Origin of the sequence: Desulfacinum hydrothermale DSM 13146, from assembly GCF_900176285.1 — a bacterium.
GTDB lineage: Bacteria > Desulfobacterota > Syntrophobacteria > Syntrophobacterales > DSM-9756 > Desulfacinum > Desulfacinum hydrothermale.
This window is the reverse complement of sequence record NZ_FWXF01000020.1, coordinates 25,612-43,872: the sequence shown is the minus strand read 5'-3', so window position 1 is coordinate 43,872 and position 18,261 is coordinate 25,612. Positions and strand designations below refer to the sequence as shown.

Below are 18,261 nucleotides of genomic sequence, written 5' to 3'. Positions count from 1 at the left end.
GTTCGGGTTGGTCCTGAGGTATGACCGGGGGCTAGGCCCCGTGGGGTACGTATTGAAGGTGCACCAGAAAATCCAAGGCCAGGGTCCAGAGGCACGCCACGGCGGGAGTGACGACCCAGGCGAAGAGGATGCCCCCCAGCGTGCGGACCCGGATGGTTTGGGCTCCTTTCAGGATCCCGATGCCCAGGACCGCTCCCACCACCGCCTGGCTGGTGGAGACCGGAACACCCAGCAGGGTGTAGAGGTGGACCGTGATGGCTTCGGAAGAGACCACCACCAGGGCCGAAAAGGGGTCCAGGCGCACCAGCTTGCGTCCCACGGTCATCATGACCGGCCGGCTGAAGGTGACAATGCCCAGCGCGATACTCACGCTCCCGATGAGCAGTGCCTGCTCCACGGACAGCTGGCCCGCCGCCACGTAGACGGCGGTCACGTTGGCCACGTTATTGGCGCCCAGGGCATAGGCCCCGTAACAGCCCATGATGATGAGGGCTGCGCGAAGCAGCCCGTCCACCTGAAAGATGTTGAGGGGCATGCGGTTCAAAATCGCCGCAAGCACCTTGTAAAGGATCAGGGCAATCAGAAGGCCCCCGATCGGGGTCCCCACCCAGCAAGCCACCACTTTGCCCAGCCCCTTGAAGAAAAGGTGGTGATTCACGATGCCAAGGCCGATGAAGGCCCCCACCACCGCCTGGGACGTGGAAACGGGAAGGCCCGCCAGGGTCATGAGGGTTACGGTGAGCGCGGCCGCCACGGAAACCACCACGGCATGGGTCATGTCCACCTGAGTCAGGGACTGGAGGGTGGCGATACCCCGTTGGCCTTCCAGCCACGCGCCGGCCACCACGAAGATGGATGCCAGCACGGCGGCGGTTGCAAAGCGCACCATGCGTGACGACACGGCGGTGCCGAAGACATTGGCCGCATCGTTGGCCCCCAGAGACCAGCCCAGAAAGATACCGCCCAGCAAAGAAAGCACTACACCCGCCTCTTCATGTCGATGATGTGGATGCGCCGCGAAACCTTGTCGGCCATGTCGGCCACCTGGCCCATCAGGCCGATGAGCTCCTTGGTCTGCAGCTTGACGAAGGGGTCCAGCTCCTGGTTGGCGAAGATTTGCGAGATGAGGCGTCGTTCCAGGTGGTCGCCCTGACTTTCCTTCTTGTCGATCTGGTCTCCCAGGGTCTTCAGGTCGTCATCCCTTTGGAAGAGCGCCCGGACCTGCCGAGCCACCAGGTCACAGGAATCCAGGCACAGGTTGATGAGATCCATGAAGTCGGGGCGGATGCATTCCGGGACGCACAGTTGCTGGGTCTGGATGGTATAAAGGATGTGTTCCAGCTGGTTGGGTATGGCGTCCAAGGCATCCAGAAGCTGCAGCATGTCCCCGCGGGATTCGGGGATCAGGGCTTTGGAATAGATCAGGTCCTTGATCTCATCGCGGATGTCGTCGGCGTTGGATTCAAACTTGTGGGTCCGATCGATGTGAAAATCGAAATCCTTGCACTGGGGGTTCGCCAGGCACGTTTGCACGGCCTCGTAAAAACTCGATTGGGTCTTTTGGAGCGTCTCCAAGTACTTGAAGATCAGCTCCACCACCGCCTGCTCCCGTTTGAAGAGAAACTTCAACATGCCCTGTTCCTTGGCGCCCTCGAGCCCATGCGGTTCGGATTGCGTGGGGAAAGAGGTTCCGGGACGGGAACCGTCCATCCCCGCAAAATTCCTCACTATGAATTGGCATCGGCAGAATCTACCTTTTTGTTGAGATTTTTTCCAGGAAGATCAAGGTATCGCAGTGAAGGCAGAGCGCCAACATGGCCAGGCGTTCCCGCTTGGACAGGGCATCATCGCCCAGGCTTGTGCCGAAGTAGCCGTTCACCACACAGGTTTCCACACGGGAGAGCCAGCCCAGAAGCCGTTCGGGTGAGCCCGCCTGGAGATAGAGGGAGACGTCGTTGACGAAGAGATGTGAGGGGTTCAAGGACAGGGCCTGGGCAAAGAGGGGCTCGATTCGTTGCGCATTGTCCCGGGCCAAGGCCTGTCTTTCTGCATCGCTTCCGCCGGTGAGGCGGGGGGCGGACAGTTCCGCGCACAAGATATGAACGTGGCGTGCCAAGGGCGCCTGAAGTCTTCCTCCGATCCCCCCCTTGCCGGCCCGCCGGGCCACGTGGGAAGGAATCTGGGGGGCCAGATCCACCACCACCAAGGGCCCCGGCTCGGTGCGGGCCGCCTCTTGCAGGAGGCGCTGGGTCAGGGTGGTCTTGCCGCTGTTGACCTCGCCGATGATGAGCGTGAATCGGCCTGAAATCCGGTCCACGGCCGCCACTGGACTCATACCGCCCCCCTTTGGTCCCACCAGAGCAGCAGAGCGCAAAGAAGGAGGGCGGTGAGGGCGGCTCCCGCGTCTTGGAGCCGGAACCGGCCGAGGCGGCTCGCGGTCCGCCCTTTCCTTCGGGAGAAGCCTCGGGATTCCATGGCCAGCGCCAGATGATCGGCCAGGATGAAGGCCTGAAACAACAGGGGGACCACCAGCGCGGTGAAATGGCCGATATTGCGGGGGCGGAGCCGCAGATCGAGGCCCCTGGCCGTTTGTGCGGCCCGGATGTTCTTGATCTTCTGGGTCATGAGCGGAACGTAACGCAGAGCCGTGGTCAACATGAACACAAAGACGTGGGGCACTCTCATGGCCTCCAGGGCCTGCGCCAGCTCTTCCGCCGTGAGCACCTGGAAAAAGACGAAGGAGGCCGCAAAGAGGTTGTGCAAGCGAACGGACAGATCCACGGCCGTTGGGGCATCGAAGGCCAGGATGGAGACAAGAAAGACCAAGGCGATCATGGGCAAGGTCAGGCGAAGGGAGGCGCTCCACGAACGCACCAGGCGAAGGACCACCAGGAGCGACCAGAGCGCGGCGGCTTCCATCAAGAGGACGGGCCGGGTCTGGGTGGTCAGCACGGTGACCGTGAAGACAAGCCCCAATAAGAGTCGGGTTCGGGGATCCAGGCCTTTCATTGGGGAAACCTCGGGGTATGCAAGTCGGTCACCGGAAGGGAAGTGTCCCGGGTGATTCGACCCTTTTCCAGGTGCAGCCAGCGGGTGCAGGTGGCTTGGGCGAACGCCAGGTCATGGGTCACGACCAGGGTGGCGGTGCCGCGTTCGGACAGTTGGCCCATCAGCCGGGCCAAGTGCCGGCGGAACCGACCGTCTTGTCCCGCCGTGGGTTCATCCCAGATGAGGACGCCCGGGCCCATGGCGGCGATGGAGGCCAGGGCCACGCGTTTTTTTTCGCCCTCGCTCAGCCGATAGGGAGACCGCTGCCACAGCGGGGTGATCTCAAAGAGGTCACAGACTGCTTCCACCCAGGCCTGCGGGGGGCCCAGGCCTTTGGCGCCGAGCAGGCGAACACCGGCCAGCACTTCATCTTCCACCCGGGGTTTGAAAAACTGGTCGTTGGGATTTTGAAAGGAGATCCCAATCTGTGAAGCGATGCGGTGGGCCGGCCGGCCGTGAACGGGTTGTCCCCGGTAGAGCACCTGCCCGTGGGTGGGCGTGACAAGTCCGCCCAGGATCTGGACCAGCGTGGTCTTGCCCGCGCCGTTGGGTCCCAGGATGGCCACCCTTTCTCCCCGGCGCAGCTCAAAGGAAACATGTTCCAGCACCGCCTTTTGGGAGAATCGGAAGCCAACATCTTGGGTTTCCAACACGATTTCTCCTGCATCCGGGGGGACCGGGGAGGGCATGGGCGAATAATCGGGTACGATGCCCGCCGCCTTCAGATGGGGCAGGCACGTATCCGGGGCCCCGTCGTAGCGGATGGACCCGCCGTCCAGTACAACCACCCGGGAGACGTCTCTTAGATAGGCATCGGTCAAGTGCTCCGCCACGATAAGGGTCGTGCCGGTTTTATGGATGCTCCGGAGGATCTTTCGGATCCGGTTCCTGTTGGGTGGGTCCAGGTGGGCGAAGGGTTCGTCCAGAATAAGCACCCGGGGTCCAAGACACAGCACGGACGCGATGGCCACCAGCTGTTTTTCGCCTCCCGAAAGCTCATGGGGGGATCGGTCCAGCAGGTGTTGCAAAGGCAGCCGGCGGCATATCTCCCCAATCCGGGATTCCATTTCCCGCCGACCGACTCCCAGGTTTTCCAGGCCGAAGGCCAGTTCGGCTCTCACCGTACCGGAAAAGAGATGGGCGTCGGTGTTTTGAAGAACCAGTCCCACTTGGGGTAGAAGGCAGCCCGGTGCGGCCACGGCCACATCGATGCCACACACCGTCGCCTTTCCTTCCAACCGGCCATCGAAGAAGTGGGGGATGAGCCCGTTGAGGAGGTAAGCCAGCGTGGATTTGCCGGACCCGCTGGCCCCGAACAGGGCCACATACTCGCCGGGAAAGACGTGCAGGTGAATATCTTTCAAGATCCACGGGGGAGGCGCGGGGCTATAGCTGTAGGAGACGCCCTCCAACGCGATCACGGCTGCCAGATGCCTCCCTTGCGAAGGATGTGCAGGGCGGCGAGGCCCAGGATCGTGCCGCCCAGGGTGCTCACGGAAAAGGCGATCATCAGGGTGGCCAGGGGCATGGTCTTGCCCATGAAAACGGGCGCCACCAGCCAAACGCTGGCGAGGGATCCGAGAAGGCCGGTGCCCACCACTTCCCCCAGCCCCGCGGCATAGATGTTCCGCGTCGCCTTGTAGGCCAGCCCGGCCAGAAGGGCTCCGATCATGCCGCCGGGAAAGGCCAGCAGGGTGCCCAGCCCCAGGAGGTTTCGGATGACGGCGGCAAGGGCCGCCACCGCCACGGCATAGCCGGGGCCGAGCATCACGGCGCTCAACACATTGATCATGTGCTGGGCGGGAAAGCACTTGGAGATGCCCACCGGGATGAAGATGGGCGATAGGGCCACCGCAATGGCCACAAAGATGACGGCACGTGCCACATTCCGTGTTTGCATGGAAGTTTCCTTTCATCCTGGGGTTTTGGCAAAGAAAGAACCGCATTTCCAGCAGGAAAGCGGCCCGCCAAAGCCCGGTCCACACGGTCCATGGCCCCGTGCAGCCCCATCGGTCTCCTTTGTCGGCGCCACTTCCCTACGCTGGTATTACCCAGATCAGGTGATAAGGGTTGTCCCGCACTGACGGGACTCTCAGTCAACCACCCCTAGTGACCCTTGGGCTCATATCATGACGGTCGGTGGGAATCAATCATGGTGTCGAGCCTGTCCACAGGGGGAAGGGCGCATTGAGCAGTTGACAGACGGGAGGGGCAAATGTATTTTCCTTCCAATGTTTTTGAGGGCTTAGAATGGTATGGAGGGCCGAGAACGGGTTTCTTGGGGTGCAAAGGGGGAGGAGCGGGACCATGAAGATTGTGAAGGCCATCGGTGTATGTGCTCTGGTATTGGCACTGGTTGCGCCGGCTGCGGCTCAGGACAAGATGATCACCATCGGCATCAGCCAGATCGTGGAGCATCCGGCGCTGGATGCGGCCCGCCAAGGCTTTATCGATGCTTTGGCCAAGCACGGCTATGTGGAAGGTAAGAACGTGACCTACGATATTCAGATCGCCCAAGGCAACATGGCCACCGCCAACAGCATCGGCAAGGCCCTGGTGGGCAAGAAGGTGGACCTGATCCACAGCATCGCCACCCCCACCTCCCAGGCGTGCGTGAACGCGACGAAGGACATCCCCATCATCATCTCCTCCGTGACCGATCCGGTGGGGGCCGGGCTGGTGGAAAGCCTGGAGCGGCCCGGGGGCAACGTGACCGGCACCACCGACCGCAGCCCGGTGGACCGGCAGGTGGATCTGATCTTGGAGATCGTGCCGGGGCTCAAGAAACTGGGCTTCATCTACAATTCCGGCGAAGACAATTCCATCTCGTCGCTCAATCAGCTGAAGGAAGAGTGTGCCAAGCGGGGCATCCAGGTGGTGGAAGCCACGGTGAGCAATTCCAGCGGGGTCTTCATGGCCGCCAAGAGCCTGGTGGGGCGCGTGGATGCCATCCACATCCCCACGGACAACACGGTGGTCTCCGCCTTCGAATCGGTGGTGAAGGTGTGTGAGGACAACCGGATTCCCCTCTTTGCCGCCGACATCGACTCCGTTCCCCGTGGAGCCATCGCCGCCCTGGCCATCGATTATTACCGTCTGGGATGGCAGAGCGGAGAGATGGCCGTGCGGGTGTTGCAGGGGGCGGATCCGGCCACCATGCCCGTGGAGACGCTGAAGGATATGAAGCTCTACGTCAATACGCAGGCCGCCCAAAGGATGGGAGTGACGATCCCGGAAGCGGTCGTCAAGAGGGCCGACAAAGTGCTCTAACCCGCTGGTGATACCGGACACGAAGGGGAAAGGGACGCGCACCGGAAGACCTTTTCCCCTTCTTTTTGTGGCGGAAAGAAAGGAAGACAGTCGAATAAACCATGTCATTGTATGCCTTTATCGGAGCGTGGGAACAGGGTCTGGTCTATGGGCTCATGGTGCTGGGGGTCTATCTGACCTTTCGGGTTCTCGACTTTCCGGATCTGACCGTGGACGGGTCCCTGCCGCTGGGAGCGGCGGTCTCGGGTGCCATGATCGTGCACGGTGTGGATCCCTTCCTCAGCTTGGGAGCGGCCGTGCTGGCCGGGGCCCTGGCGGGGGCGGTGACGGCCGTTCTGTCCACCAAGCTGCGCATCATGAGCTTGCTGGCCAGCATCATCACCATGACGGCCCTCTATTCCATCAACATCCGTATCATGGGGCGACCCAACCTGACCCTGCTCAACAAACCCACCATTTTCCAATCCCTGAACTTTTTTGGAATGCCCCAGTACCTGCTGGTTCCGTGCGTCTTCCTGGTCATTGTGGTGATCTGTAAGATCCTGCTGGATCTTTTCCTCCACACCCAGATGGGGCTGGCCCTTCAGGCCACCGGGGACAATCCGCAGATGATCCGCTCCCAGGGAGTCAACACGGACACCATGATCATACTGGGCGTTTCCTTGTCCAACGCACTGGTGGCGCTGGCCGGGGGGTTGGTGGCCCAAAGCCAGGGGTTCGCCGACGTGGGCATGGGGATCGGAACCATCGTGGCCGGCCTGGCGTCGGTCATTTTGGGTGAAAGTCTCGTGGGCAGCCATTCCGTGGTGCGCCATACGTTCGCCGTGCTGGTCGGCTCCGTGGTCTACCGGCTGGCCATCGTGGTGGCTCTGTCCTATCAGGTGGGGGTGTTGCGCCTGACCCCCAGCGATCTCAATCTGATCACGGCGGTCCTGGTAGTCATTTGTTTGACGGTGCCGCTGTTGCGGGAAAAGATGCGCTTCAAAAGGGCGTGAGACGAAAAGGGCTGAAACGTGCTGGAGATCAGCAATCTCACCAAGACATTCAACCGGGGAAGCATCAACGAAGTCACGGCCATCCGTTCCCTCAGCTGCTTCGTGAACAAGGGGGATTTTGTGACCGTGATCGGCAGCAACGGCGCCGGCAAATCCACTTTGCTCAATCTGGTGGCGGGCTCTTATCTGCCGGACGAAGGCGTCATTCGCTTGGGGGGCCGCGACGTGACCACCTGGCCCGAGCACAAGCGGGCCGCCTATATCGGGCGTGTTTTCCAAAACCCCTTGTCCGGCACCTGTGCGTCCATGAGTATCGAGGAAAATTTCGCCATGGCGTCCCGTCGCGGCCGGGGGGTGCGTCTCAAGTGGGGGGTGACGCGCCGGGACAGGGCGTTTTTCAAGGACAAGCTCCGGCTTCTGGGGCTCGGGCTGGAACACCGCCTCAAAGACAAGGTGGGACTTCTGTCCGGGGGGCAACGCCAATCCCTGACGCTGCTCATGGCCACCCTGCGCCGTCCCCGGCTCCTACTCTTGGACGAACACACCGCCGCCTTGGATCCGCGAACGGCGCAACAGGTGCTGCAGTTGACCGCTGAGATCATCCGGGAAATGGAGCTGACGGCCGTCATGGTCACCCACAACATGCGCCACGCCTTGGAACTGGGCAACCGCTTGATTATGATGCACCAAGGACGCATCATCATGGACGTGGCTGGAGAGAAGAAAAGCGCGCTTTCGGTACAGGATTTGCTCCACGAATTTTCCAATTTGCGCGGCGACGAGATCGCCGACGATAAGTTGTTGCTCATCTGACAGATGGTTGTTGGACGAGGCGGAGGAGCTTTCCCATGGGCAAGAACATAGGGTTTGTATCCACCCGATTCGCCGGCACGGACGGGGTTTCCTTGGAAGCCGCCAAATGGGCTCAGCTCCTGTGGGATCATCAGCATGTGTCCTATTGGTTTGCGGGCGAATTGGACCGGCACCCGGACATCAGTATGCTCGTTCCGGAAGCCTTTTTCGATCACGAGGAAAACCAGTGGATCAACAAGCGGGTCTTCGGCGTCCAGACCCGAACCCCCTACATCACCGGGCGGATCCATGCCCTTCGCGACTACCTGAAGATCAAGCTCTACGAATTCATCGAGCGCTTTCGAATCGAGATCCTGATCATCGAAAACGCCATCACCATCCCCATGCACGTGCCACTGGGGCTGGCCATCACCGAGTTGGCCGCCGAGTCGGGTATCCCCGTGGTGGCCCACCACCACGATTTCTATTGGGAGCGGACCCGATTTTCCATCAATGCCGTCCAGGACTACCTGCAGATGGCCTTTCCGCCCAAACTGCCCAACATTCAGCACGTGGTGATCAATTCCCTGGCCCAGGAGGCCTTGGCGCTGCGGACAGGGATTTCTTCCATCGTCATTCCCAATGTCTTGGATTTCGAGACGGATCCCGAAATCGACTGGGAATTTACCAAGGACTTCCGTGCTGAGATCGGCGTGAGTGACGAGGACATTCTGATCCTGCAGCCCACCCGCGTGGTGCAACGCAAGGGCATCGAACACGCCATCGAGTTGGTCCACGAGCTGGGGGACCCCAAATACAAGCTGATCATTTCTCATGCTGCGGGCGACGAAGGTTTCGAGTACCTGCAGTGGCTTCAGGACTACGCCGCCGACCACCAGGTGGATATGCGCCTCATTTCCCACTACGTGAGCGACAAACGGGGTTATGGAACGGATGGCCAAAAGTGCTATTCCCTGTGGGATGTCTATCCCCACTGCGATTTCGTTACGTACCCGAGCACTTACGAAGGGTTTGGCAACGCCTTTCTGGAAGCCATCTACTTTCGCAAGCCTCTTCTGGTTAATCGCTACGATGTGTTTGTGCGGGATATCGAGCCCCAGGGCTTCGATGTGGTGGTGATGGACGGCTACGTTTCGGACCGAGTGGTGGAAGAGGTCAGGGAAGTGCTGGAGTCTCCGGAGCGCCGGGAGCGGATGGTCAACCACAACTACGAGGTGGCCAAACGGCACTATTCGTACTCGGTGCTTCGCAAGCGCTTGGCATTTTTGATTTCCAATTTCTTCGGTATCGAGATCTAGACGGCGGACCGGGAACGCCCAGGTTGCTGCCTGCGGCCCGTGCGGTCGTCCTGGCCAGGCCGCCGTCGGGACGGGTTTCGAACCCGCCCCGACAAGGCTGTCTGAGAGCTCAACAAAGACCACAGGGCACACTGGAATTTCAAGCAGTTGGAGAGCCCCAAAAGGCCGAAAGGCCGTTTTCGGATAATCTCCAGCCAGGCCGTTGGTGTGCCGTCTTGCGGGGATGGAAGCGCTCTTGGCCAGGTCCTTTTCGTGGGTGCCGGATCCTCGGCGATCTGGACCGCGCCAAGGCGCTCTTTGACGAATCGAGGAGACCGGTTTTTTGCAGGAAGGTTTGGCTGCGCCTGGTCGGAGGCCTGACCGGGGAGGCAAAGAGCCTTTCCTTTCATCGTTTGCTTGGGATCCTTGCGGCAAGGGGCAACGAAGGATAGTGGGCGCGGAAGCCTCCGCCGGATCGCTTTTCTCTTCTTTTGTCTTTTGGCCTGATTCGGCTGATGGCGTGAGTTGTGTCCGTTTGAACACAAGGATGGAGGACCCATGATTTCCGTTATCATGGCAGGTGGTTCCGGTACGCGGTTTTGGCCTCTCAGTCGATCGTCCTATCCCAAACAGTTTCTCAAGATCGTGGGGGATCAACCCCTGCTTCGCGCCACCTACGAAAGGATACGACCCCTTTCCACCGACGAAGAGATCCTTGTGGTGGTGGGCCGGGAGCACGAAGAGGAAACCCGACGGATCCTGGCGGACACGCGGGTGCGGATCCTGGTGGAACCCTTCGGGCGGAACACGGCGCCCTGTGTGGGGCTGGCCGCACGGTACGCCGCCCATCTGGGTGCCACGGGGCCCCTGGCCATCCTTCCCGCCGATCACTACGTGGCCGATCCCGAGGCCTTCCAGCATGCCATTCGAAAGGCCGCCACGGTGGTGCAAGAGGGGGGGATCGCCACATTGGGTATCGTGCCCACCCGACCGGAAACCGGATATGGGTACATCGAGCGGCAGACCGAAGGGGCATTGGACGGAGCCTATCGGGTCCGGCGATTCGTGGAGAAACCTCCCCTGGAGACAGCGGCCAAGTATTTTCAAAGCGGCCGGCATTACTGGAACGCCGGGATCTTTGTGGCCACGGCCACCACCCTGCTCAAGGAATTTGCAGCTCACATGCCGGAATTTGCCGCCGGGTTGGACGTTCTGGCGCGAACCTTCGATACGGAAGGGTTCTCCCAGGCGCTGGAAGACCTGTACGGGGCCACGGAGAACATCTCCTTCGACTATGCCGTCATGGAAAAGACCCGCGAGGCGGTCTACGTGGTCCCCACCCATTGCGGATGGAGCGACGTGGGGTCGTGGTACAGCCTCTACGATGTGCGGCGCTCCGGAGCGGATTCGGACGGCAATGTGCTGGAAGGGGACGTGAGGGCCTACGATTGTCGGGATTCCTTCGTGGTGGGGCACGGGGGCCGTTTCCTGGCGGTTCTGGGGCTCCAGCGGGTGCTGGTGGTGGACACCAAGGACGCCGTGCTGGTGGCCGACCTGGAACGGAGCCAGGAGGTGCGCCGCGTGGTGCAGGACCTTAAGGACAAGAGGCGCCAGGAGCTTCTTTAGGTCCTGCGGAAAAAACGTGAGGAACCGTCGCCGGCGCCGAAGCGGGAGCCCGAAATCTGGGCAAAGGCCGCCCTTCCCGCCCATAGGCTGGTTCGGGGTCGGCCCCTGTGGGGATGGCGGGTGGATGTCGGTTCCCTCGAGCGCGGAAGGAACTCATGGCCTACCGGTATTGCCCCCACTGCGGGGAGAGACTGGGCGAAAACGCGTCGGGAAGGCCCTGGTGTTCCCGATGCCGGAAGGTCTTCTACCGCAATCCCACGGTCGGGGTGGCCGTCATCGTGTTGGAAGCCCAGCGGCTCCTTTTGGTGTGCCGCCGGGGCTCCTACGACGGCCAATGGTGCATCCCGTGCGGGCACGTGGAATGGGGAGAAGACATCCGCCGGGCGGCCCGACGGGAGCTTTGGGAGGAGACGGGTCTGGAGGTGGATGTGGGTCCTGTCTTTGCCGTCCATTCCAATTTTCACGACCCGAGACACCTCACGGTGGGGATATGGTTTTGGGGAACGCGCCGGGGGGGCCATCTGGCAGCGGGCTCCGACGCCCGGGAAGCCGCCTTTTTCCCCTTGGAGTCTCTACCGGAGCCGCTGGCCTTCCCCACGGATCGGCGGGTTTGCCAAAAGCTTCATCGTTGGCTCCAGGATGGACGCTTGAAAGCCTGGCTTCGCCTCATGGAAAGTGACGGACAGTCAGCCATGGACGGCCGGTGAGAGAAGGCGACGGTTCGCCCATCGCCGTTTTGGAAGAATCGAGGAGGTACTTTGATGAAAACCTGGCTGGTAACCGGCGGGGCGGGTTTCATCGGCTCCAACTTCGTGCACATGGTCCGACAGAAGGGGTTGGCCCGTGTGGTCAACCTGGACAAGCTCACCTACGCCGGCCATCTGGAATCCCTGGAAGGGCTGGAAGGAGACCGGGACCACATCTTCGTCAAAGGGGACATCGGGAACCAGGAGCTGGTGCTCTACCTGCTTGCCACCCACAAGGTTTCGGCGGTGATCAATTTCGCCGCCGAGTCTCACGTGGATCGATCCATCGACGGCCCGGGCGATTTTATTCACACCAACGTGGTGGGAACGTTTCGCCTGTTGGAGGCGGCACGCCACTACTGGACAGTGTTGGCGGACGAGGAAAAGGATCGGTTCCGGTTTCTGCACGTGTCCACGGACGAGGTGTACGGGTCGCTGGGGCCCGAAGGATTCTTTACGGAAGAGACGCCCTACGCCCCCAATTCCCCCTACTCGGCGTCCAAGGCCGCTTCCGATCACCTGGTGCGCGCTTACCGGGAAACCTACGGCCTTCCCACGCTCACCACCAACTGTTCCAACAATTACGGGCCGTACCAATATCCGGAAAAGCTGATTCCCCTCATCGTTCTGAACGCCTTGGAAGGAAAGCCGCTGCCCGTTTACGGCGACGGCCTCAACGTCCGCGACTGGCTCTACGTGCTGGACCATTGTGAGGCCATCGTACGGGTGCTGGAGGCGGGCCGGCCCGGAGAGACCTACAACATCGGCGGCCACAACGAGAAGACCAACCTGGAAGTGGTTCGAACCCTATGCCGGTGCTTGGAAGAAGAGGTGCCGGCGGCGTCCAATCCCGCCATGGCCGGCAAAGGCGCCTACGAAGATCTCATCACCCATGTGCCGGATCGGCCCGGGCACGACCGAAGGTACGCCATCGATGCCTCCAAGATCGAGCGGGAGTTGGGATGGTGCCCCCGGGAAACGTTTGTGAGCGGCATTCGAAAAACGGTTCGATGGTACCTGGACCATGAAGAGTGGTGCCGGCGCGTGACCGAAGGGATTTACGATCGGGGGCGTTTGGGTACGAGTGGCCGCTCTTAAGGGTGTGTCCGAGAAGGCCCAGAGTGTTTCCTGTTTGTGCGGACAGAGGGCTGGGGCGACCAGACGGCCCGTGCCGGTGACGATGATTGAAGTTTGGGGCAAAGGAGAGGGAAACGAATGGATGGGGATTTCCGAACTTCCCAGATGAAAGCCTTGGTCTTATCGGGCGGATCGGGTACGCGGCTTCGACCGCTCACCTACACCGGGGCCAAGCAACTGGTGCCCGTGGCCAACAAGCCCATTCTCTTCTACGTGTTGGAAAACATCGCGGCGGCGGGGGTGCGCCAGGTGGGGATCGTGATCGCCCCGGAAACGGGCCAGGAAGTCATGGAGGCCGTTGGGAACGGATCCCGCTGGAACCTGGAGGTGGAATACATCCTCCAGGAACGGCCCCTGGGCCTGGCCCACGCCGTGCTCACCGCCAAGGGATACCTGGGGGAGGCCCCCTTTCTCATGTATTTGGGCGACAACCTGATCGGCTGCCGGGTGACGGACCAGGTGCAGGCATTCCGAGAGGACGTGTCCCTGTCGGCGTCCATCTTTCTCAAAGCGGTGGCCAACCCCCGGGCCTTTGGGGTGGCCGTGGTGGACGGCGATGGACGGGTGGTGGATCTGGTGGAAAAGCCCCAAACGCCTCCCTCGGATCTGGCCCTGGTGGGCATTTACCTCTTCCGCCCCGAGATCTTTGAGGCCATCGACAACATCAAGCCCTCTGCCCGGGGGGAACTGGAGATCACCGACGCCATCTCCTGGCTCATCCGAAACGGCCGCAAGGTCCAAAGTCACACCATTGACACCTGGTGGCTGGATACGGGGAAAAAGGACGACCTGCTCCTGGCCAACGATACGGTCATGGACGACTGGCTGCACCGCCGGGTGGATGGAACCGTGGACGCCGAAAGCCGAGTGACCGGGCGCGTGCACATGGAAGAAGGGGCCGAGCTGATCCGATCCGAGGTGCGGGGCCCGGTGATCATCGGCCGGGGGGCCCGGTTGGTGGAGGCCACCGTGGGGCCCTTTACGGCCATCGGCCCCGGGGTGGTCATAGAACGCTCCAGCGTGGATCATTCCGTGATCATGGAAGGATGTCATATACGTGACATTCCCCGATTGGAAAACTCGGTGTTGGGCCGGCGCGTTCGGGTCTTCCCCGCCGCCACCCACCACGATTCCATCAGCCTCATGGTGGGCGACGATTGCGTCATTGAAGTAAAGAGGTAGGAACGTCTTGACAGACGGAGGAAAAGAGGGTAGCTTGGCATTGATCTTGGTATGTATGCTTGGTGAATCCTGGTTAGTGGGTGGAGATCGGTTCTTCATGGACGACCCGAGTAGTAGTCGAAAGATCGAACGACAATCGAGCCTGATTCGTCTCGGGGAGAAGATGGGTTCGGCCCTTCGAAAGACCCATCTCTGACGCCGGACCTCCTGTGCGGCACGACGACCCCGAGCGTGGCTCGGGGTTTTTTAATGCCATGGAAAGGGGGTGATTCCATTGAAGACGGTGCTGATCAAGGGCCGCAATCGACAGGATGCCCGAAAGAAGATGTTGAGCTACTATTTTAGCCATCGGGATCAGTTCGAGTGCACCATGAAGGACTTTGTGAAAAGGTGCAGCGTGGATCCCAGCGGCAGGGTGATTCTTTACAAGGAGTGATTCCATGGATCCCTGCGACTCATGGCCAGAAAACGGCCTGATCGGGTGAAGGGGTTGGAGCGCTGAAGGCTGCAACCCCTTTTTCTATGGCCCATCGTCTTCTTTTCACCCAAGGCCTCTTTTCGCCGTCCCTTCCAGCCCCCACCTCCCCTTCTTGGGATCCCTTGAAGCTCGTTCATTTCCCTTCTTTCCTTTCTCGGATCGCGGTCCGAGCCCGCCGCAGAATAGGAATTGACCCCGGCCGTCTCCTTTGCTAAATGTATCACAAATTTGAGCGATTCCGGGTCCCCATGGGGACTGGAAGGTGCCAGGTTCCGGCTGGAAGGCCATAGATCGGGAGGAGGCGTCCATGTGGGGTATCGATTTTCTGTGCGTAGCACTCAAAAGAAGCGTTTCCAGCATGTTGCCGTGGGACATCCCCTGGTATGACCCCAGTCACGCCGTCTTTTTTACCGCCCTCTATGGGGCGCTCACGGTGATCGGTCTGGGTGTGCTGATCGCGGTGGTGATGACCCTAAAAGATCTCAAAAAGGGTGATTCGGGGCATCACTGACCGGTGGGGTGCGATGGCGGTCTTTCCCGGCAGGGACCGGCTCACGGACGGGACGCACCCCGCAACGATGATTGGCAAGGCGGCCTTTGGGGGCCGCCTTTTTTGTTGATTCCCTTTGCGCCCACAGACCATAATGGCTTCCACGGGCAGGGATACTGCCCACCTCATCCATTCGGGAATGTGTCGCACCTGCATGCTTTCATTGCACGAAGCCTGTTTCTGAAACTGTTGGGGAAAGGAGGAAGCGACGTGGATCCCACAACCTTCCGCGAATACGATATCCGGGGTCTGGTGGACAAGCAGATTCAGGATGAAGATGTGGTCCTGCTGGGCAAGGCCTTCGGCACCTACATGGCGGATCAAGGCAAGGGCCGCATCGTGGTGGGGCGGGACTGCCGCCTGAGCTCCACCAAGTACCGGGATCTGTTGATGGAGGGGCTGTTGTCCACCGGCATGGACGTGGTGGATGTGGGGGTGTGTCCCACACCCGTGTTCTATTTCGCCATCCGGCACCTGGACCGGGAAGGCGGCATGATGATCACGGCCAGCCACAATCCCCCGGAATATAACGGCTTCAAGGTCTGCAACGGCTACGATACCATCTCCGGGGCCGAGATTCAGCGACTGAAGGCGGTCATGGATGCGGGGCGGTTTGTCGAGGGTCCCGGTTCAGTCACCTCCTACGACATCATCTCTCCCTACATGGACTTTGTTGCGGGAAACATCCGCCTGGGCCGCCCCCTTCGGGTGGGGGTGGACGCGGGCAATGCCGTGGGGGGGCCGGTGGCCGTTCCGCTTCTGGAACGTTTGGGCTGCTCGGTCTATCCCCTCTATTGCGACATGGACGGCACCTTTCCCAATCACGAACCGGATCCCACCGTCATGGAGAACCTGGAGGATTTGATTGAGTGGGTGCGCCGCGAAAAGCTGGACGTGGGCGTGGCCTATGACGGGGACTGCGACCGCCTGGGGGTGGTGGATCATGAGGGTCGAGTGGTTTACGGTGACAAGCTCATGATCATCTTCGCCCGCGAGATTCTCTCCAGAAAGCCCGGGGCCGTGTTCATCTCGGAAGTGAAATGCTCCAAGACGCTCTACGACGATATTGAAAAGCACGGCGGTAAAGCCATCATGTGGCGGACCGGCCATTCGCTCATCAAGGCCAAGATGAAGGAGGTGGGGGCGGAACTGGCCGGAGAGATGAGCGGGCACATGTTCTTCAAGGACCGCTACTTCGGGTTCGACGACGGCATCTACGCTTCCTGCCGGCTTTTGGAGATCCTGGCCAATTCCGGCAAGACCATCCCGGAACTGTTGGAGGGGGTGCCCGAGACGGTGACCACGCCAGAAATTCGAGTGGAATGCCCGGAGGATCAGAAATTCGCCGTGGTGGAAAAGGCCGTGGCCTATTTCAAGCGGCAAGGCTACCAGGTCATCGACGTGGATGGCGCCCGGGTTGTCTTTGAGGACGGTTGGGGGCTGGTGCGGGCTTCCAACACCCAGCCGGTCCTGGTGCTTCGCTACGAGGCGCAAACGCCGGATCGGCTCAAGGAGATCCAGGATCTCATCGAGGGGACCATCGAAAAGATCAAGGCCGGTGCTGTGTGAGTGGCGGGTAGTGGGGGGCGCTTGTCTTCCCTCGTGTTCATGGCGCGCCGCCACGGCCGCTGGGGGTGTGAGAAGGTGGGTGAGCGCGGGGCGAAAGCCCCGCGCCTTTTTCCGGCCGAGATGGACGGTCCCTTTCCCAGGCAAACGGGGAGCCGGCGGATCACGCCTTCACGATCTTTTCCCGGCCTTCCTGCACGCCCTTCGTGGCGTTTCTCGTATCGATCACCAATGGGGCATGCTGGACGATCCAGGCGTAATCATAGGCGCTGTGGTCGGTGAGGATGACCACGGCGTCCATGGCCGCAAGGGCCTCTTCGCTGAGCTCCGTGGACTCCAGCTGGAAGGCGTGCTTGCGGCCCGGTTTCAGCTTGGGGATGTGGGGGTCGTTGTAGTGGAGGGTGGCTCCCCGTTGTTCCAGTAGCTCCATGATGGCATAGGACGGCGATTCCCGGTCGTCGTCGATGTCTTTTTTGTAGGCGACGCCCAGAACCAGGATCTTGGCCCCTTTCAGGCACTTGCCGTGCTCGTTGAGTGCCTCCATGATCCTTTCCAGCACATAATAGGGCATGGAGACGTTCACTTCACCGGCCAACTGGATGAAGCGGGTGGGAAAATCGTATTCCCGCGCTTTCCAGGACAAGTAGAACGGATCGATGGGGATGCAGTGTCCGCCCAGGCCCGGGCCGGGATAGAAGGGGGTGAAGCCGAAGGGCTTGGTGGAGGCCGCTTCGATCACCTCCCAGATGTCGATCCCCATGCGCAGGGCCAGGACCTTCAGTTCGTTGACCAAGGCGATGTTGACGCTGCGATAGATGTTTTCCAGGAGCTTGGTCAGCTCCGCCACGCGGGTGCTGGACACGGGCACCACGCGGGTGACGGCGTGGGCGTAGAGGGCCTGGGCGCATTCCAGGCACTGGGCCGTGACGCCCCCCACCACCTTGGGGATATTGCCTGTGTGGTAGTTGGGGTTTCCCGGGTCTTCCCGTTCCGGCGAAAAGGCGAGGAAAAAGTCCTGGCCCACGTGAAGCCCCGTCTTTTCCAGCTCCGGCAGCACCAGCTCTTCCGTGGTCCCGGGGTAGGTGGTGCTTTCCAAGACCACCAGTTGCCCGGGTCTCAGGTGGCTTGCTATGGTCTTCGTGGTGCTTTCGATGAATCTCAGATCCGGTTCCATCTTGTCGGTCAGCGGGGTGGGGACGCAGATGATGATGCAGTCGGCTTCCTTCAGCCTTTCGAAGCTCACGGTCACATCCAGCTGACCTGCCTCCAGAAAACGTTGAACGGGTTCAATGGGGATGTGGCGGATGTAGCTCCTGCCGTGCAGGAGGGCGTTGATCTTGGTGCTGTCCACGTCGAAGCCGATGAGGGCAAAGCCCGCTTCTCCAAAGCGGATGAGCAAGGGGAGTCCCACGTAGCCCAGCCCAATGATACCCACGGTGGCCTTCTGATTCTGGATCTTCCGGAGCAGGTCGTTCATCTCATGTATCCTCCACGATCAAGGGGTCATCATATCCGGTCAATGTTGGTAAAGGATTTGACAATTGGGCGCATTTTGCCAGCAGAGGGATGAAAG

At 60.9% G+C, this 18,261-nt stretch carries 18 protein-coding genes and 1 riboswitch; of the genes, 11 read left to right on the top strand and 7 right to left on the bottom strand.

From position 1 onward, the window contains the following. Positions 1–31: 31 nt before the first annotated feature. The 6 genes from B9A12_RS14405 to thiW form a co-directional block, all read right to left on the bottom strand. The gene (locus tag B9A12_RS14405) at positions 32–979 is read right to left on the bottom strand and encodes an inorganic phosphate transporter (RefSeq protein ID WP_084058803.1); all 948 of its coding nucleotides are present in this window, start codon (positions 977–979) and stop codon (positions 32–34) included. Beyond that, entirely contained in the window at positions 979–1,632 is a 654-nt protein-coding gene (locus B9A12_RS14400; protein ID WP_170920631.1) for a DUF47 domain-containing protein, read from the bottom strand. Before B9A12_RS14400 ends, B9A12_RS14405 begins: the two co-directional genes overlap by 1 nt. Positions 1,633–1,750: 118 nt before the next feature. Further along, positions 1,751–2,335: a P-loop NTPase family protein gene (locus tag B9A12_RS14395; RefSeq protein WP_084058801.1), complete on the bottom strand. Its 585-nt coding sequence runs from the start codon at positions 2,333–2,335 to the stop codon at positions 1,751–1,753. Then, positions 2,332–3,009, bottom strand: a complete 678-nt coding sequence (locus tag B9A12_RS14390) for an energy-coupling factor transporter transmembrane component T (protein ID WP_084058800.1) — start codon at positions 3,007–3,009, stop codon at positions 2,332–2,334. Before B9A12_RS14390 ends, B9A12_RS14395 begins: the two co-directional genes overlap by 4 nt. After that, positions 3,006–4,469 carry an ABC transporter ATP-binding protein gene (locus B9A12_RS14385; RefSeq protein WP_170920630.1) on the bottom strand — a complete coding sequence of 488 codons (1,464 nt, stop codon included), beginning with the start codon at positions 4,467–4,469 and terminating at the stop codon, positions 3,006–3,008. Before B9A12_RS14385 ends, B9A12_RS14390 begins: the two co-directional genes overlap by 4 nt. After that, positions 4,466–4,948, bottom strand: a complete 483-nt coding sequence (thiW, locus tag B9A12_RS14380; RefSeq protein ID WP_084058825.1) for an energy coupling factor transporter S component ThiW — start codon at positions 4,946–4,948, stop codon at positions 4,466–4,468. Before thiW ends, B9A12_RS14385 begins: the two co-directional genes overlap by 4 nt. Before the next feature lie 116 nt (positions 4,949–5,064). Continuing rightward, positions 5,065–5,166, bottom strand: a riboswitch (TPP riboswitch). A 189-nt stretch (positions 5,167–5,355) separates the two neighbouring features. Between thiW and B9A12_RS14375 the strand changes: the two genes are divergently transcribed. The 11 genes from B9A12_RS14375 (at position 5,356) to B9A12_RS14335 (ending at position 16,691) form a co-directional block, all read left to right on the top strand. Further along, on the top strand, positions 5,356–6,318 hold the full coding sequence (locus B9A12_RS14375; protein ID WP_084058798.1) for an ABC transporter substrate-binding protein: 963 nt from the start codon (positions 5,356–5,358) through the stop codon (positions 6,316–6,318). Between the two features lie 101 nt (positions 6,319–6,419). After that, positions 6,420–7,313 (top strand): ABC transporter permease, encoded by an 894-nt coding sequence (locus B9A12_RS16750; protein WP_139796653.1) that lies wholly within the window; start codon positions 6,420–6,422, stop codon positions 7,311–7,313. An 18-nt stretch (positions 7,314–7,331) separates the two neighbouring features. Beyond that, entirely contained in the window at positions 7,332–8,126 is a 795-nt protein-coding gene (locus B9A12_RS16745) for an ABC transporter ATP-binding protein (protein ID WP_139796652.1), read from the top strand. A gap of 35 nt (positions 8,127–8,161) precedes the next feature. Next, positions 8,162–9,424 carry a glycosyltransferase family 4 protein gene (locus B9A12_RS14365; RefSeq protein ID WP_084058797.1) on the top strand — a complete coding sequence of 421 codons (1,263 nt, stop codon included), beginning with the start codon at positions 8,162–8,164 and terminating at the stop codon, positions 9,422–9,424. A gap of 537 nt (positions 9,425–9,961) precedes the next feature. Beyond that, entirely contained in the window at positions 9,962–11,029 is a 1,068-nt protein-coding gene (locus B9A12_RS14360) for a mannose-1-phosphate guanylyltransferase (protein WP_084058796.1), read from the top strand. Positions 11,030–11,184: 155 nt separating this feature from the next. Then, the gene (locus B9A12_RS14355) at positions 11,185–11,736 is read left to right on the top strand and encodes an NUDIX hydrolase (protein WP_084058795.1); all 552 of its coding nucleotides are present in this window, start codon (positions 11,185–11,187) and stop codon (positions 11,734–11,736) included. 54 nt (positions 11,737–11,790) lie between these two features. Then, a complete protein-coding gene (gene rfbB, locus B9A12_RS14350; RefSeq protein ID WP_084058794.1) occupies positions 11,791–12,873 on the top strand; it encodes a dTDP-glucose 4,6-dehydratase in 1,083 nt (360 codons plus the stop codon). Between the two features lie 117 nt (positions 12,874–12,990). Continuing rightward, a complete protein-coding gene (locus B9A12_RS14345) occupies positions 12,991–14,094 on the top strand; it encodes a glucose-1-phosphate thymidylyltransferase (RefSeq protein ID WP_212636959.1) in 1,104 nt (367 codons plus the stop codon). Between the two features lie 265 nt (positions 14,095–14,359). After that, on the top strand, positions 14,360–14,530 hold the full coding sequence (locus B9A12_RS17060; RefSeq protein WP_170920629.1) for a hypothetical protein: 171 nt from the start codon (positions 14,360–14,362) through the stop codon (positions 14,528–14,530). 349 nt (positions 14,531–14,879) lie between these two features. Then, entirely contained in the window at positions 14,880–15,083 is a 204-nt protein-coding gene (locus B9A12_RS14340; RefSeq protein WP_084058793.1) for a hypothetical protein, read from the top strand. Between the two features lie 249 nt (positions 15,084–15,332). Then, entirely contained in the window at positions 15,333–16,691 is a 1,359-nt protein-coding gene (locus tag B9A12_RS14335) for a phosphomannomutase/phosphoglucomutase (RefSeq protein WP_084058792.1), read from the top strand. Between the two features lie 160 nt (positions 16,692–16,851). Here B9A12_RS14335 and B9A12_RS14330 read toward each other — a convergent pair whose 3' ends face one another. After that, positions 16,852–18,165 carry a nucleotide sugar dehydrogenase gene (locus B9A12_RS14330; RefSeq protein WP_084058791.1) on the bottom strand — a complete coding sequence of 438 codons (1,314 nt, stop codon included), beginning with the start codon at positions 18,163–18,165 and terminating at the stop codon, positions 16,852–16,854. Positions 18,166–18,261 lie beyond the last annotated feature (96 nt).

Coding starts and splice junctions, on each gene's coding strand:
- B9A12_RS16750 (WP_139796653.1), top strand. CDS start 6,420: ATGTCATTGTATGCCTTTATCGGAGCGTGGGAACAGGGTCTGGTCTAT.
- B9A12_RS14340 (WP_084058793.1), top strand. CDS start 14,880: ATGTGGGGTATCGATTTTCTGTGCGTAGCACTCAAAAGAAGCGTTTCC.
- rfbB (WP_084058794.1), top strand. CDS start 11,791: ATGAAAACCTGGCTGGTAACCGGCGGGGCGGGTTTCATCGGCTCCAAC.
- B9A12_RS14360 (WP_084058796.1), top strand. CDS start 9,962: ATGATTTCCGTTATCATGGCAGGTGGTTCCGGTACGCGGTTTTGGCCT.
- B9A12_RS14330 (WP_084058791.1), bottom strand. CDS start 18,165: ATGAACGACCTGCTCCGGAAGATCCAGAATCAGAAGGCCACCGTGGGT.
- B9A12_RS14365 (WP_084058797.1), top strand. CDS start 8,162: ATGGGCAAGAACATAGGGTTTGTATCCACCCGATTCGCCGGCACGGAC.
- B9A12_RS14390 (WP_084058800.1), bottom strand. CDS start 3,009: ATGAAAGGCCTGGATCCCCGAACCCGACTCTTATTGGGGCTTGTCTTC.
- B9A12_RS14375 (WP_084058798.1), top strand. CDS start 5,356: ATGAAGATTGTGAAGGCCATCGGTGTATGTGCTCTGGTATTGGCACTG.
- thiW (WP_084058825.1), bottom strand. CDS start 4,948: ATGCAAACACGGAATGTGGCACGTGCCGTCATCTTTGTGGCCATTGCG.
- B9A12_RS14400 (WP_170920631.1), bottom strand. CDS start 1,632: ATGTTGAAGTTTCTCTTCAAACGGGAGCAGGCGGTGGTGGAGCTGATC.
- B9A12_RS14345 (WP_212636959.1), top strand. CDS start 12,991: ATGGATGGGGATTTCCGAACTTCCCAGATGAAAGCCTTGGTCTTATCG.
- B9A12_RS14355 (WP_084058795.1), top strand. CDS start 11,185: ATGGCCTACCGGTATTGCCCCCACTGCGGGGAGAGACTGGGCGAAAAC.
- B9A12_RS14395 (WP_084058801.1), bottom strand. CDS start 2,335: ATGAGTCCAGTGGCGGCCGTGGACCGGATTTCAGGCCGATTCACGCTC.